This is a genomic window from Pseudoalteromonas sp. QJM3NY_12 (genome assembly GCF_056173165.1).
In genome coordinates, this window is sequence record NZ_CM149661.1 from 1,192,990 (window position 1) to 1,207,203 (window position 14,214).

Sequence of the window (14,214 nt, forward strand, 5' to 3'; positions counted from 1 at the left end):
AACCCAATTTAGGTGCTTTATATTTATGAGTGAGCTATTTAAAGATAGTCATTATTTCAGTGAGCCATTTTTAAACTTTACAGCAAATGCAAAGCGCTTTAGCGATATTGAGTTTGAACAATGTCAGTTTATTGAGTGCGATTTTAGTCACAGCCAGTTTAATGCCTGTCGGTTTATAGAGTGTGAGTTTATTAACTGTAATTTGACTGAGCTTAATTGGAATTACAGCTCACTAGAAGGGGTGAGCTTTGCAAATTGTAAACTCAATAGCATAATGTGGGGACAAGTAAATTGGCCACAATTAGCGCTAACGTCACCGGTGAGTTTTAAACAGTGTGATCTGAGCCATAGTTCGTTTTTTGAATTACAGTTAAAAGCGTTAACAATGACGAACTGTTTTGCCAAAGATGTTGATTTTAGGCACGCTAACTTAACTCAAAGCAACTTCTCGGATACTGACTTTAGAGACAGCCTGTTTCATCAAACTAATTTGAGAAAAGCAAACTTTGTTGGCGCAACGCAATTTAATATTGATATAACAAGCAATGATGTGAGTAATGCAAAGTTTGAACGGCTTGAAGCGTTAAATTTATTAGCTGGACTTGATATCGAGCTGGTTGATTAGCCGCAAGAGTTTACGGCTAATGCGTATATTTACTATTAGCAAGCAGGGCCATTTTTGTTGCGCGCGCTAGCAAGTGCACGGGCTATGCTCAGTAGCTCAGGCGAAATATCATCAGCGCCATCTTTAATCAGTTTGGTTACATCACCAGATGAATATAAGCTATCACGCGGCGATTTAATTCCCAGCTCTCTCACAAAGTCTTTGGTTTTACCTGTACTGCCGGTTTCAATGAACTTAAAAATAATCCGTTCGTTGTTACTTTTCGGCTCGGCTTGTAACACTTTAATTTCTTCTTGGTAGGCTTCAATTCTGCTTTGGAGAATGTCGATGCGTTGTTCAATGCTGCTATATGATTTCATGAATGGATTCTTTTGCGATAATAGTAAAACAATAATCGCTATTATCGCACAAATTAGCAAAGGCGCGCGCTAACCTTTATAATAAAAATTAATGTTAGTTAAAAATGTATAAGTAATACAAGGGAATGCATGTTAAAAATTATAAAAAAGCGTTTAATGTTAAGTGCACTGACTTTAAGTTCTACGCTATTTGCATCATCAAGTTATGCCCAAGACGATGCAATCATTGATGAAAGTCGTAATCGCTCTATACCTGTAAATATTACCCTACCAGCTAACCACCTTAAGTGCAGCGCGCAAGTCAAATGCCCTGTGGTATTTGTAAATGCAGGGTATGGCATTAGCCACGATGAATACACCTTTGCGAGTAAGTTATTTAATGCGCAAGGCTATTTAAGCATTGCGGTAGCACATGAACTTAAAAGTGACCCTGCACTTAATCGTGCGCAGCCATACCTAACTACTCGTATGGAAAATTGGCACCGGGGTGTTGTAACCCTCAAATTTTTAGTCAACGAGCTAAGTGTTAAATACCCTGAGTATGATTTTACAAAACTCACTTTATTTGGTCACTCAAATGGTGGAGATATTTCAGCCTTGTATGCAGCTATTTATCCAAGTGAAGTAAGCCAATTAATTACGCTCGATCACCGCCGCATGTTATTGCCACGCAATAAAAACACACGCGTGCTCACACTGCGCGGTAGTGATTATCCAGCCGATGCAAACGTGCTTTTAACCGACCAAGAGTTAACCGTTTATCCTGTTACGCAAACGTTGATAGAAAAATCACGTCACAACGATATGTATGATGGCGGGCCTAAATGGTTGGTAGATAAAATGAGTAAAGAGGTAGCGGCGTTTTTAGAAAATGAATAAGCTTTAGGGACGAGTAACAATGGAATTATATGAGCAAGTAGGCCGTAAATTTGTAGCTGGCATTTATACTTGTGATCTCAAAGGTTTTATTTGGACTGAAGCTTTTGAATTTATATTAAGATCATATGACCAGTTACATATTGAAAAAGATAAAGTTCATCTTGTTTGGACTGAAAATGGAGGGCAGTTAAGGCATAAGCTTTCAAACGATATACTTTTGCTCAGCGTCTTAAAATTGACTCTTCCAAAATACACCGGGAAAGCATTGGTACTATATCGTGGTGAGTGCCAATTTTTATATGATCAAAATAAGATTGGTTTCTGTTGGACTCCTTTGCAAAGTGTTGCAGAGATGTTTGGTAGCGGTTTAAACGCAATTGAATCAGGAGGTGTTCTTTTAAAAGCTTATGCCCCAGAATCCGCAATTCTGTCTTCACCGAATAAGCACAGTACTGAACAGATGGAAGAATTTGAGTATACGTGTGACCCAACAGCTTTGCTTTATATTGAAGCTATACAATTTTTTAATAAATTTTAATTAAGCTTATATTTAAAAAAAATAGCACAGTGCCACCTGCGCTATATTAACTTTACGGAAGTTACTCTTCCAGTTCACTAACCACCAAAGGGCTGTTATGTAGCGTTTTATGCACAGGGCATTTGTCGGCTATTTCGAGTAATCGATTTCGCTGAGCGTCAGTTAAATCACCTATCAGGGTGATTTTTCGGGTGATGGCCTCTAGATTGCCGGTTTTTTCACAACCATCACAATCTTGGTTGTAATTGCGGGTATGGTTGAGCTCTACTTTTATGTGCTCTAGCGGCAACTCTTTGCGACTTGCATACATGCGAAGTGTCATTGCAGTACAAGCTCCAAGCCCAGCGAGTAAATGATCATAAGGGTCTGGGCCTAAGTTTTTACCGCCGACATCGGTGGGCTCATCAGCAAGCCATGTATGGTTTTTAGTACTCACGTGCTGAGTGAATTTATGATCTTTTTCTTCAACTAATACACTGCCGTTAGTTAATTTTGCACTATAGGGTGTTTTATCGTATTCAACATAGCGATTAGCCCACGTAGCAATAACATCGGCTGCGTAGTTAGCGTCTTCTTTATTACTGAGTAAGTGATCGGCATTATCTAAACTTATAAAGCTTTTTGGATGCTTGGCAGCGGCGTAAATTTTTTCGGCTTCACTAATATTCACGGTAGCATCAATAGGAGAGTGCATAACTAACAAAGCACGCTTAAGCTTACCTATATGGCTGTTATCGTATTTGGCGATGTCATCTATAAATTGTTTTTTAATCGTAAATTCCCGCCCGGCTAAACACACTTTTGCTTCACCCGATTGGTTTATTTCATCTAAATGAGCAGCAAAATTATGGGTAACGTGCTGAGCATCCGATGGCGCACCTATAGTCGTAATGGCCGATACTTCGGGTATGTGCTCTGCTGCTGCAAGCACCGCAGCACCACCTAAACTGTGGCCTATCAATAACTGAGGTGCTTTAAAGTGTGTTCTTAAGTGATTGGCTGCAGCCACTAAGTCTTGAATGTTTGATGAAAAGTTACTGTTGGCAAAGTCACCATCGCTATTACCAAGCCCTGTAAAATCAAAGCGTAATACAGCAATGCCTTGCTGAGTGAGCGCGCGACTTATTCGTGTTGCAGCCGCTACATCTTTAGAGCAGGTAAAACAGTGAGCAAATAAGGCATAAAATTTCACTTCACCAGAGGGCTGTTCAAGTTGTCCAGCGAGTTCTAATTCACCGCTTTTAAAAGAAACTTTTTGTCGCATGTAGAGAGCCTTAACAAGTTGATATAGTGTGTGATGCTGATAAGGAATAGATTGGTACGATGGGGTGAAAATTCAATACAAGCGTTATTTTGATCTTGATCAAGGCTGAGAAGGCTTGCTTATTGAATGCGGACATATGTCCTTATAATTTCAAGGGGGTTTGTCTATCCTCGCACAGCATAAAAATGCAGCCTTTATTACTTGAATTAAGTAGTTAAGCTATATTTGAATGTAATACTAATTTCGTGTAGACCTGTGGCTTAAGCGAATTAGTAAATGGCTTCTAACAACCTACTTACTGGAATGTACCATGCAATTACCTACAGTTGATTATAAAGCGGACGATGCGGCTGCGCAATTTGTTGAATCGTTGAGAAATACTGGTTTTGGCGTATTAAAAAACCATCCTATTCCGCAATCTTTAGTTGAGTCTATTTATAAAAATTGGCAAGACTTTTTTAACTCAGAGCAAAAGCATGAGTTTTTATTTTCAAAAGAAACGCAAGATGGTTATTTTCCACCGTCGGTATCAGAAGTAGCTAAAGGCCATACGGTAAAAGACATTAAAGAGTACTTTCATGTTTACCCTAAAGGCCGTGTTCCTGCACAATTAGAAGCTGATGTGCGTGAGTACTACCGTTTAGCTAATGAATTTGCGGCAACATTATTAAGCTGGGTTCAGGCTGAAGCGCCTGAAGAAGTGCGTGCTAAGTTCTCTATTGATTTAAAAGATATGATTGCCCAGTCTGAGCAAACGTTGTTACGTATTTTACATTACCCGCCAATGACAGGTGATGAAGAGCCTGGTGCTATTCGTGCTGCTGCGCACGGTGATATTAACTTATTAACCGTATTACCGGCGTCAAATGAGCCAGGCTTACAAGTACAAAAAACCGATGGCGGTTGGTTAGACGTGCCATGTGATTTTGGTAGTCTAATTATTAATATTGGTGACATGTTACAAGAAGCATCGGGTGGCTACTTCCCATCAACGATTCACCGTGTAATTAATCCATCGGGCAAAGCAACAACCAAATCACGTATTTCATTACCATTGTTTTTACACCCTCGTCCAGATGTGGTGTTATCTGATCGCTACACAGCAGATAGCTACTTACAAGAGCGTTTACGTGAGTTAGGTGTAAAATAATCTTTTAGCATTTGTAATGCTCAGGTAAATAAAAAGCGGCTGTTTAGCCGCTTTTTTAGTATTTGTGTTTATTGATTTGGCACAAAGTAAATAATGGCATGCATTCTGAGCTACTAAAGGTATAATGCGCGCAACTGGCCACTTTGGCCTAATTTGAAATAGAGAGTTTATATGAGTTTTGATGGTTTAGGTTTATCACAGTCTTTAGTTAATGCGGTTTTAGAAAAGGGCTATGAAACGCCAACGCCTATTCAGGCTCAAGCTATCCCAGCAATTATTGCACGTCGCGATGTAATGGCTGCAGCGCAAACTGGTACCGGTAAAACTGCTGGTTTTACTTTGCCACTGATTGAGCGTTTATCGTCGGGCACTAAAGCAAAAAGTAATCATGTCCGTGCGCTTATTTTAACGCCAACCCGTGAGCTTGCCTTGCAAGTGAGCGAAAACGTTGAAGAATACGCTAAGCATTCAAACGTGAGTTCGTTTGTTGTTTACGGTGGTGTTAAAATTAACCCACAAATGCAGCGCCTGCGCAAAGGGGTTGATATTTTAGTGGCCACACCAGGGCGTTTAATTGATTTACACAATCAAAACGCGGTTAAATTTGATAGCGTTGAAGTACTGGTTTTAGATGAAGCCGACCGTATGTTAGACATGGGCTTTATCCATGACATTAAGCGCCTGATTGCAAAAATGCCTGAAAAGCGTCAAAACTTAATGTTCTCAGCCACGTTTTCGGATGATATTCGCGCGCTGGCAAAAGGGTTAATTAACGACCCCGTTGAAATTTCTGTTGCAGCTAAAAACACCACCGCAAAAAGTGTCACGCAAAGCGTATACGCAGTAGACAAAGCACGTAAAACGGCCCTATTAAGCCATTTAATTCGTAGCAACGATTGGCAACAAGTACTGGTATTTAGTCGTACTAAACACGGTGCTAATCGTTTAGTTAAGCAACTTGAACGCGATGATATTGTTGGTGCGGCAATCCATGGCAATAAATCTCAGGGCGCGCGTGTTAAAGCACTAGAGGGCTTTAAAAGTGGTGAAGTGCGCGTATTAGTGGCAACCGATATTGTTGCACGTGGTTTAGACATTGTTGAATTACCGCATGTTGTAAACTACGACTTACCTAATGTATATGAAGATTATGTTCACCGTATTGGCCGAACTGGTCGTGCGGGAGCATCAGGGCATGCTATTTCGTTTGTAACGGTTGACGATGCAGTAGATTTATACGGCATTGAGCGCTTTATTGGCGAGCTAATTCCACGTGCTGAAGAAGAAGGTTTTGAACCGGCTAACCCTGTTGCTGAGCGCGCACTCGATGCACGCCCGTTACCTGCTAAAAAGCCAAAGAAAAAACAACCATTTAATAAGCCTAAATCAGATAGCAGCAAGCCTAATAGCAAAAAGCCTAACAATGGTGGCAATGGTACGGGCCCACGTCGTGGTGGCTCTAAAAAGCCAGCAGCTAAAACCGATGATAATGCACAAAACCCATGGGCAAAGCGTCAATCGGTTGGGGGCAGTGGTCAACGCCGTCGTCGTCCAGCAAATAACGACTAATTAGGTTTAGTTCGCTTTAATAAAAAACGCGCTTACTTTTACTGGTAGCGCGTTTTTTAATGCCTATTTTAAAGCTTTACTAACCGATTAAATAATTAACTGCTAATCCTACAAATAAAGTAACACTAACGCTCAGTAACGTTCCTAGCATTACATATTCAGTGAGTTGTTTATCTTTGCTGGCACTTAAGTCGCCAAATCTAAACACCGATTTAGCGGCAATTAAAAACCCAAGCCCTGCAAACTGATCTAATAAAATAAATGTCAGCATAAGTACTCTTTCAAGCATACCAATACTTTGTCCTGCTAAGGGGAGGCTACCATCACTAGAAAAGTGATTAGTTAAACGCTCTAACATCATTCTTATAAATACCGCACTGGGACTTAAAATAATAAGGTAACCAGCTATAACCCACAGCACTTTATCGTTGCACAATAACGCCATCACATTGTCAGCAAATTGCTGATTGTCAGTTAGCCAAATACTTATCGCAATAATGACAGTGATATGTGCAATTTGGTCTAATAAAAAAGGCACTACGCCTTTATTTGAATACGATTTCGCAATATCAATAAAGTAGTGACTGATCATAACAATGCTGGTCGCCAGTAATACGCTGCTTAGTTGTTGCCAGCCAAAACTATATTCCCAAAGTGCCACTACGATTGCACTGGTAATTCCGTGAACCAATACATGGTAGTAAAGTTTTTTTGCTTTAAAATGACGGGTGTTTCTGTCGTTTACCCAGCTCATGGGTTGCCAATAAAAATCAGCGAGTAAGTGGCCAATAATCAGTGCAACGAGTAATAGTGAAAATTCCATTAGTCATGTCCTTGCTGTATGCTTTTAAGCTGTTGTTGTGCATGTAAAATAAATCGTTCTATCAGCTGATAGTTAGCAAGATTAAGCAGCTTAGTAACGTTTTCGCGGCTGGTGTTGAGCTCTTTAGCTAAAGCTGCATGGTTGTTATTAGTATGGGTTAAATATACATACAAAGCATTTGCTTGTTTTTGGGTTATTTTACACAGTAATACATCGACAAACGCTAGGTTTAGCTTAAAGCTCTCATCAACTGATTGATCTGCAATAGCAAATGTAAAACGCTGATTTGTCATTTTATCTAGCTCATGACCAGAGAGAGTAAACGCAGAGCCTGTAGCAGTTTTTATACTCGTACTAGGGTTATCTATGTGCCCCAACGCCATACTTTGGCGCAATTCATAACCGGCAGATTTTAACTGTAGATAAATAAGAATAGCGGTGGTAACTAACTGTTCACTTTTATCGAGTTGCAGTTGAAATGCATCCCCGCGGTAAATATCCCAAGATGTTGTTTTATTGCAATTTGCACGTAAACTTTGCTCTAGCTGGTAAAGCATGGCATCGTATTGTTGTTTAGGTATTTTTTGCGATTTAATAATATCGCCGCTGATCACACCAATCATAAAAATCCAAATAGATTATTTATATGTAACTAAATTTGGTTACATTGTTAAATGTAACCGTATTTGGTTACATTGGGTTTGGTAACTAATTTAGGTTACTTAACACGCAATTGCAAGTATTACTCATTGGGACATAATAATGACCTCACAACAAAGCAGTAAACCTCGTGTAGGTATTTTTGTCGATGTACAAAATATTTATTACACCTGTCGCGAAAGCTACGGTAAAAACTTTGATTACAATGCCTTTTGGCGAATGATGGAGCAACAATACGATATAGAATGTGCGTTCGCCTATGCAATATACCGAGGTGATGAAAAGCAAAATCAGTTTCAAAATATTTTGCGCGCTATTGGCTTTGAAGTAAAACTAAAACCCTTTATTCAACGCCGTGACGGCAGTGCCAAAGGCGATTGGGATGTGGGTATAACCATAGATATGCTAGAGCAGGGGAAGCAGCTTGATAAAGTTATTTTACTCTCGGGTGACGGTGACTTTGCATTATTACTTGGGCATTTAAAAAATCAATATAATGTTCCGTGTGATGTATACGGTGCTGATAAATTAACCGCAGAGGTACTTAAGCAAAGTGCCGAGCAATTTCATTTAATTGACAAACAGCTACTACTTTAAAAAGTATAAGTATTGTATTTTTGATTTATTTTTGAGCAGAATGTTTGCGTTGATCATGAGAGTATTTAATACAACGGGTGCATAGATTAATTAAGCCTAATTTAGGCTTTTTTTATGGCGATAATAAATTGGGTTTAGTGGATGAGTATGGTAATTTTAAGATTCAATTAGTATCAAGGAATTACATGCTTAACTACAGTAATATGCCATTAGACAGAGGCTCAAATGCGCGCAAAGATCCTACTTGGGTAGACGCAAAAAAAACAGCAGACAGTTTATGGCTTTTAGTTAAAGGCAATCACACCTTATTTGCTAACAGTAGCCCTGAGGTGGTGTATTTAGCTTACCAACAAGTGGCGCATTTAGATTTAACGCAGGCTATTCTTTTAGGATCAAATAAACAGGATAATGCCGTATTTGCGCTAGACGTAACTGAACTCGAAGAGTCGTTATTAGCAACGATTGTTGGTGATGCCAAGTTTGCAGATATTCGTCAATATGGTACTCAAGTAGCACTTGAAGATGGCTCAAATGCAGCGCTTGCTCGTGGGTTGTGTTACTGGCATGCCACTCATAGTTTTTGTGGTCGCTGTGGTACCAAAAATCACTTAGTTGAAGGGGGGCATTCACGTTTATGCGACAACGCAGCCTGTATGCACCAAACTTTTCCGCGTACCGATCCAGCCGTTATTATGGTAGTAACTAAAACATTTTCTGATGGGATTGAACGCTGCTTATTGGGTCGCCAAGCAACTTGGCCAAAAGGATTGTATTCCTCGCTTGCCGGGTTTGTCGATCCAGGTGAAACCCTTGAACAAACCGTGATCCGAGAAGTAAAAGAGGAAGCGGGCATTACCGTTGAAAAAGCAGAGTATATTGCTTCTCAACCTTGGCCGTTTCCTTCATCAATTATGCTTGGTTTTATTGCCACAGCAAGCAGTGATGAAATAAGCACAGAGCAAGATGAACTTGAAGATGCACGATGGTTTTCTCGCCAAGAACTTGCGCAATTTAAAGATTGGCAACACGAGGGGGAGCATTTAAAGCTACCTAGAGCTGATTCGATTTCGCGTTATTTAATTGAATATTGGCGTACTCAGATAGAAGGATGAATCATGTCGAGCAAAAATAAAAATACCCAATTAGTGTCATCAGGGCGCAAAAAAGCGTACACCCATGGCGTAGTTAATCCAGTGATACAGCGCGCTTCAACGATTGTGTTTGATTCTGTGAGTGAGCTTAAAGAAGCGGCTAAAACACGTGGCGACAAAACCTTGTTTTATGGCCGCAGAGGGACGACCACTCATTTTGCTCTGCAAGAGGCAATTACCGAACTCGAAGGCGGTGAGGGCTGTGCGTTATACCCATGTGGCGCGGCAGCGATAAGCCAAACTCTGTTATCGTTTTTAAAGTCCGGTGATCATATTTTAATAGTGGACACTGTTTACGAGCCAACCCGTGATTTTTGCGACAAGATATTAGCTGGGTTGGGTATTAGTACGACCTATTATCCGCCCATGATTGGCGCAGACATAAAAGAGTACATTCAAGACAATACCAAAATGTTGTTTTTAGAGTCTCCGGGTTCAATTACCATGGAAATTCAAGATGTACCTGCCATGGTGAAAGTAGCAAATGATCACAATTTAATGACGGTACTTGATAACACCTATGGTAATGGTTTGCACTATCGTCCGCTTGAACATGGTGTTGATATTAGTATTCAAGCCGCCACCAAATATATTGTTGGCCACTCTGATGTGATGATGGGGGTTGCTGTAGCTAATAAAAAGTATTGGCCAACACTTCGTGAACACTCTTATTTACTCGGGCAATGCACCAGTGCAGATGATGCGTATTTAGCACTACGAGGCTTGCGTACCATGGCAGTGCGATTAAATCAGCATGAAAAAGCCGCGCTAGAAGTAGCAAAATGGCTTGAGCAACATGCGTTGGTTGATCATATTCGCCATCCTGCGTTTACAACATGCCCAGGCCATGAATTTTTTAAACGCGATTTTGACGGTAGTAATGGTTTATTTTCGTTTGTAATGAAAGCGGGTAATCAACACGCCATAGATGCTTTTTTAGATAGCTTACAACATTTCAAAATGGGCTTTTCGTGGGGGGGCTTCGAGAGCTTAGTAACGGCAAACTTATCAATGAAAGGGCTGCGCTCGCAAACAGGGTGGGAGCATGGACCTGTTATTCGTTTGCATATTGGTTTGGAAGATGTTGAAGATTTAATTGCCGACTTACAGCAAGCATTAGTTATTTATGAGCAACATTTATAATTATTAATTGGTTAAATTACATTATTTGTTACAAAGCCTACCTCTGAGTAGGCTTTTTTTTGCTAGCAATTCAACGTGTTTACACTTAGTGTTGTTAAATAACGCTTATTTTAAAGTATGAACAACGTCATTAAGGATAGTCAATGGCAACACCATCACCTATTAACGTAGGGCGCTTAACCCAAATCGCGGGTTTTGAGCTGGTACGTATGTTTTTAACTAAACGAGGACTTATTGCACTGGCGGCTTTTGCGCTAGTGTGGCTTGTTATTTTACGTTACCCCATAGGCCAAGCTGTAGGTATAATCAGCTCGCCAGATTTTGAACAAATAGCCCGTGATATTTCCGGCTCTATTGGATTAAGTAAGTTACTTGATTGGCCTGAAGCCGAATTTGCTATGTATTGGCTTATTGCTTTGTATAGTTTTCCTGTTTTTAGCTTATTTATTTGTAGTGATCAAACCGTCGGTGACAGAGAGCGCGGTACGCTAAGGTTTTTATCATTACGCTCAACGCGCTTTGAAATACTCTTTGGTCGATTTTTAGGACAGTTAGCGGTACTAACCTGTTTAGTTGGCATCACGCTTATAGCGACATTGGCGGTGCTCGGGTTTCGCGAGCCGAGCTTACTTGCTGGTGGCCTTGGTCGTGCTGTTTCAATATTTTTAATACTCATAGTTACTTTTTCGCCGTTTGTAGCCTTAATGAGCTTAATTAATACTTTTGCGAGTTCCTCTCGTCTGGCAATTGTATTAGCTATTTTATATTTTACAGCCGGTGGCATTATTGTTGGATTACTGGAGTGGCAACTACCCGCATTAAGTGTGCTTGATTATTTATTCCCCGGTGTGCAAATAGAGCTATTAGCGGGACAAAACTTACCGTTATTGAGCGCATTAGCTATTCCACTTGTGCAAACAGCGGTGTTACTTGCAGTTGCTCAACGTATTTTTGCAAGGAGCTCATTATGAAATCATTAATAACAGGGCGTAATTTAAGTAAATCATATGGCTCAAAACTGGCTCTTGATAATGTGAATTTTGAGATTCAAAAAGGCGCGCCAGTTGCATTAGTTGGCCCTAATGGCGCAGGGAAAACCACTTTATTTAGTTTGTTGTGTGGCTATATCGCACCTAGCATGGGTGAGCTTGAAATACTCGGCCATAAACCAGGTAGCGCGGCTTTATTTAATAAAGTGAGTGCGTTACCACAAGATGCACAGCTAGATCCGCGTTTTAATATAGATAAACAACTTAGCTTTTATGCCAAGCTACAAGGTATGAGCACCAAGCAAAGCCAAATAGAGGCACTTCGAGTATTAGATTTAGTGGGTCTTAGCGAGGTTGCAAAAAACCGCGCAGGGGACTTATCTCACGGTATGCGCAAGCGCGTAACCATAGCACAAGCATTAATTGGTTCACCGCAAATTGTGATGTTAGATGAGGCCACAGCAGGACTTGATCCGATTCATGCCAGAGAAGTCAGGGAGCTGGTGTCTGAGCTATCGTCTCAAGCAACGTTTATTTTAAGCTCTCATGATTTAACTGAACTCGAACGATTATGTTCTCAAGTACTACATTTAGATAAAGGTATATTAAGCGAGCACCAAACTAAAGCGGCGAATACCGATAAGCATTTTTACACTTTAATGCTCAGTGAAGCATATCAAAATGTGGAGCAACAACTCCAAGCACTTGATGGTGTAAGCCGTGTTTATATGAGCCAACATAAAGAGTATGTGATTGAGTATCAACCAACGAGCGAGTCACTTGACATAGCGCTATTGCAATCTTGTCGCCAACATAATTGGCAGTACAGGCAGTTAGTAAATGGTCATACTCTAGAAAATCAAATATTTAAACAGGAGAAACTATAATGGGATTATTTAGTGGTTTAATGGGGAACGCCAGTGAGGTGGATGATGCCGACTTAGAGAAGGTATTGGCCAATACACTTATCGAGGGTGAGCGAGTTGAAAAGGCGTATAAAGTAGTTCGTGATATGTTTATCTTTACAAATAAGCGGCTAATTTTATTAGATAAACAAGGCGTGACTGGTTCTAAAATGGAAATGATCAGTATTGCTTACTCTAAGATAACTAAGTTCAGCAAAGAAAGTGCGGGGCACTTTGATTTAGATGCAGAGCTGAAAATTTGGGTTGGATCTGATCCAACGCCTATCAGCAAGGACTTTAAAGCTGGCGATAATATAAATGATGTTTATCGAATAATCAGCCAGTATTCATTATAGAAACAAACAAAAAGCGGTGTAAAATTAAAGTAATTGTTTACAGCTTGTTGCGATTACTTTAACATAAATTCCTCCAACACTTTCTTACAAATTCCCTAACAAATACAATTGCTTGATTCAGTTTTCGTTCAGTTTCGCGGCGTTAGCATACCCCCACTTTAGCAATGTAGTTAAAGTACAAAAACAATGTACATAGGGATGTTTCATTATGAAAAAGTTAGCAATTATTATTTCAGGTCTTTTATTATCAAGTGCTGCACACGCTGCAGATAGCTATCAATCAATCAGTAACTTAAGCTACGCAGAGATTGATAACAACGATACGATCAGCGTGGACTCAACTTACTACTTCTCTCCTAAAAGCACACTAGGTCCATACGACCAATTCGAATACATCAACAAGCAAAGCAACGTATTTGGTAGCTACGCTGATGACGATTTTGGCGATGTGACTGCTATTGGTGGTGAATACTTCGTTGAAGATTTTGTGGTTGGTGCGTCTTACCAAAATGCTGATTACAACTCTAACAACGAGTTATATACACTTTCTGCTGGTTATTTCTTTAACCCAGATTTACTTGCAAAAGTAAGATTTGTTGATCAAAAAGATGGTGATAACGTTACATTCTTTTCTTTAGCATACAACCACATGCTAAACGATACAGATTACGTAGGTATCACTGTTGAATCAGACGATGATTTTGATTCTCGTTCAGTAGCTGCTAAATACTTTGTTGATTTACAACAAGGTAACTACTTAACAGTAGAAGGCACATTTGTAAGCCTTGACGAAGCAGATGACCAATGGAGCGTAGAAACAAACTACTACTTCTCTAAAGCGACTTCTGTATTTGCATCTTACGATAAAGAAGACAACTACAGCTTTGGTGCTCAACACTTCATCAATAAAAACATTGGTTTAAAAGTGGGTTACGGCAACAACGCAGATGACTCAGATTACGATGCTTACTTTGCTAACATGCGTTTTCAGTTTTAATTGAGCGTTTAATCGCATAAATTAAAGCCAGTTAAGTAGTAAAAAGCCCACATTTTGTGGGCTTTTTGCTGTGTGTAATAAATATGTAACTCTACTAATAGCTATATTTAATTGTAACGGAATCGGCTCAGCATTTCGTGGCCCCCTCTGACACCCCATTGTATTTAAATTAAGATCGGTCATAATTAAATCAATGTTTTTATAACTGT

Annotated in this window: 16 protein-coding genes; 12 read left to right on the forward strand and 4 right to left on the reverse strand. The window is 39.9% G+C overall.

Annotated elements, in window-relative coordinates; all coding sequences use genetic code 11:
• Positions 1-25: 25 nt before the first annotated feature.
• Positions 26-625 carry a pentapeptide repeat-containing protein gene (locus AC0VZ5_RS05570; RefSeq protein WP_475474536.1) on the forward strand — a complete coding sequence of 200 codons (600 nt, stop codon included), beginning with the start codon at positions 26-28 and terminating at the stop codon, positions 623-625.
• Positions 626-660: 35 nt separating this feature from the next.
• On the opposite strand, the gene AC0VZ5_RS05575 is transcribed toward AC0VZ5_RS05570, so the two are convergent.
• Positions 661-984 carry a hypothetical protein gene (locus AC0VZ5_RS05575; RefSeq protein WP_008111621.1) on the reverse strand — a complete coding sequence of 108 codons (324 nt, stop codon included), beginning with the start codon at positions 982-984 and terminating at the stop codon, positions 661-663.
• A gap of 129 nt (positions 985-1,113) precedes the next feature.
• On the opposite strand from AC0VZ5_RS05575, the gene AC0VZ5_RS05580 reads away from it, so the two are divergent.
• Complete coding sequence (locus AC0VZ5_RS05580) at positions 1,114-1,863, forward strand: alpha/beta hydrolase (RefSeq protein ID WP_290169397.1); 750 nt, start codon at positions 1,114-1,116, stop codon at positions 1,861-1,863.
• Positions 1,864-1,882: 19 nt separating this feature from the next.
• Positions 1,883-2,401, forward strand: a complete 519-nt coding sequence (locus AC0VZ5_RS05585; RefSeq protein ID WP_475474537.1) for a hypothetical protein — start codon at positions 1,883-1,885, stop codon at positions 2,399-2,401.
• A 61-nt stretch (positions 2,402-2,462) separates the two neighbouring features.
• Here AC0VZ5_RS05585 and AC0VZ5_RS05590 read toward each other — a convergent pair whose 3' ends face one another.
• Entirely contained in the window at positions 2,463-3,665 is a 1,203-nt protein-coding gene (locus AC0VZ5_RS05590; protein WP_475474538.1) for a bifunctional alpha/beta hydrolase/OsmC family protein, read from the reverse strand.
• A gap of 310 nt (positions 3,666-3,975) precedes the next feature.
• Between AC0VZ5_RS05590 and AC0VZ5_RS05595 the strand changes: the two genes are divergently transcribed.
• Positions 3,976-4,815 (forward strand): isopenicillin N synthase family dioxygenase, encoded by an 840-nt coding sequence (locus AC0VZ5_RS05595; RefSeq protein WP_008111615.1) that lies wholly within the window; start codon positions 3,976-3,978, stop codon positions 4,813-4,815.
• Positions 4,816-4,986: 171 nt separating this feature from the next.
• Positions 4,987-6,384, forward strand: coding sequence for a DEAD/DEAH box helicase (locus tag AC0VZ5_RS05600; RefSeq protein WP_198522041.1), 1,398 nt, complete (start codon positions 4,987-4,989; stop codon positions 6,382-6,384).
• A 79-nt stretch (positions 6,385-6,463) separates the two neighbouring features.
• Here AC0VZ5_RS05600 and AC0VZ5_RS05605 read toward each other — a convergent pair whose 3' ends face one another.
• Complete coding sequence (locus tag AC0VZ5_RS05605) at positions 6,464-7,207, reverse strand: DUF3307 domain-containing protein (RefSeq protein WP_138609287.1); 744 nt, start codon at positions 7,205-7,207, stop codon at positions 6,464-6,466.
• Entirely contained in the window at positions 7,207-7,830 is a 624-nt protein-coding gene (locus tag AC0VZ5_RS05610; RefSeq protein WP_054202184.1) for a hypothetical protein, read from the reverse strand. The genes AC0VZ5_RS05605 and AC0VZ5_RS05610 overlap by 1 nt, the downstream gene beginning before the upstream one ends.
• A gap of 139 nt (positions 7,831-7,969) precedes the next feature.
• Between AC0VZ5_RS05610 and AC0VZ5_RS05615 the strand changes: the two genes are divergently transcribed.
• From AC0VZ5_RS05615 to AC0VZ5_RS05645, 7 genes are all read left to right on the forward strand, one after another.
• A complete protein-coding gene (locus tag AC0VZ5_RS05615) occupies positions 7,970-8,464 on the forward strand; it encodes a LabA-like NYN domain-containing protein (protein WP_010391464.1) in 495 nt (164 codons plus the stop codon).
• A gap of 185 nt (positions 8,465-8,649) precedes the next feature.
• Positions 8,650-9,576 carry an NAD(+) diphosphatase gene (gene nudC / locus AC0VZ5_RS05620; protein ID WP_131690793.1) on the forward strand — a complete coding sequence of 309 codons (927 nt, stop codon included), beginning with the start codon at positions 8,650-8,652 and terminating at the stop codon, positions 9,574-9,576.
• A 3-nt stretch (positions 9,577-9,579) separates the two neighbouring features.
• Entirely contained in the window at positions 9,580-10,758 is a 1,179-nt protein-coding gene (locus AC0VZ5_RS05625; RefSeq protein WP_198522042.1) for a cystathionine beta-lyase, read from the forward strand.
• A gap of 143 nt (positions 10,759-10,901) precedes the next feature.
• Complete coding sequence (locus AC0VZ5_RS05630) at positions 10,902-11,729, forward strand: ABC transporter permease (RefSeq protein ID WP_138609296.1); 828 nt, start codon at positions 10,902-10,904, stop codon at positions 11,727-11,729.
• Complete coding sequence (locus tag AC0VZ5_RS05635) at positions 11,726-12,634, forward strand: ABC transporter ATP-binding protein (RefSeq protein WP_178955643.1); 909 nt, start codon at positions 11,726-11,728, stop codon at positions 12,632-12,634. Before AC0VZ5_RS05630 ends, AC0VZ5_RS05635 begins: the two co-directional genes overlap by 4 nt.
• Positions 12,634-13,008 (forward strand): PH domain-containing protein, encoded by a 375-nt coding sequence (locus tag AC0VZ5_RS05640; RefSeq protein WP_036983105.1) that lies wholly within the window; start codon positions 12,634-12,636, stop codon positions 13,006-13,008. The genes AC0VZ5_RS05635 and AC0VZ5_RS05640 overlap by 1 nt, the downstream gene beginning before the upstream one ends.
• Positions 13,009-13,216: 208 nt before the next feature.
• Entirely contained in the window at positions 13,217-14,005 is a 789-nt protein-coding gene (locus AC0VZ5_RS05645) for a putative porin (RefSeq protein ID WP_138609299.1), read from the forward strand.
• Positions 14,006-14,214: the final 209 nt, after the last annotated feature.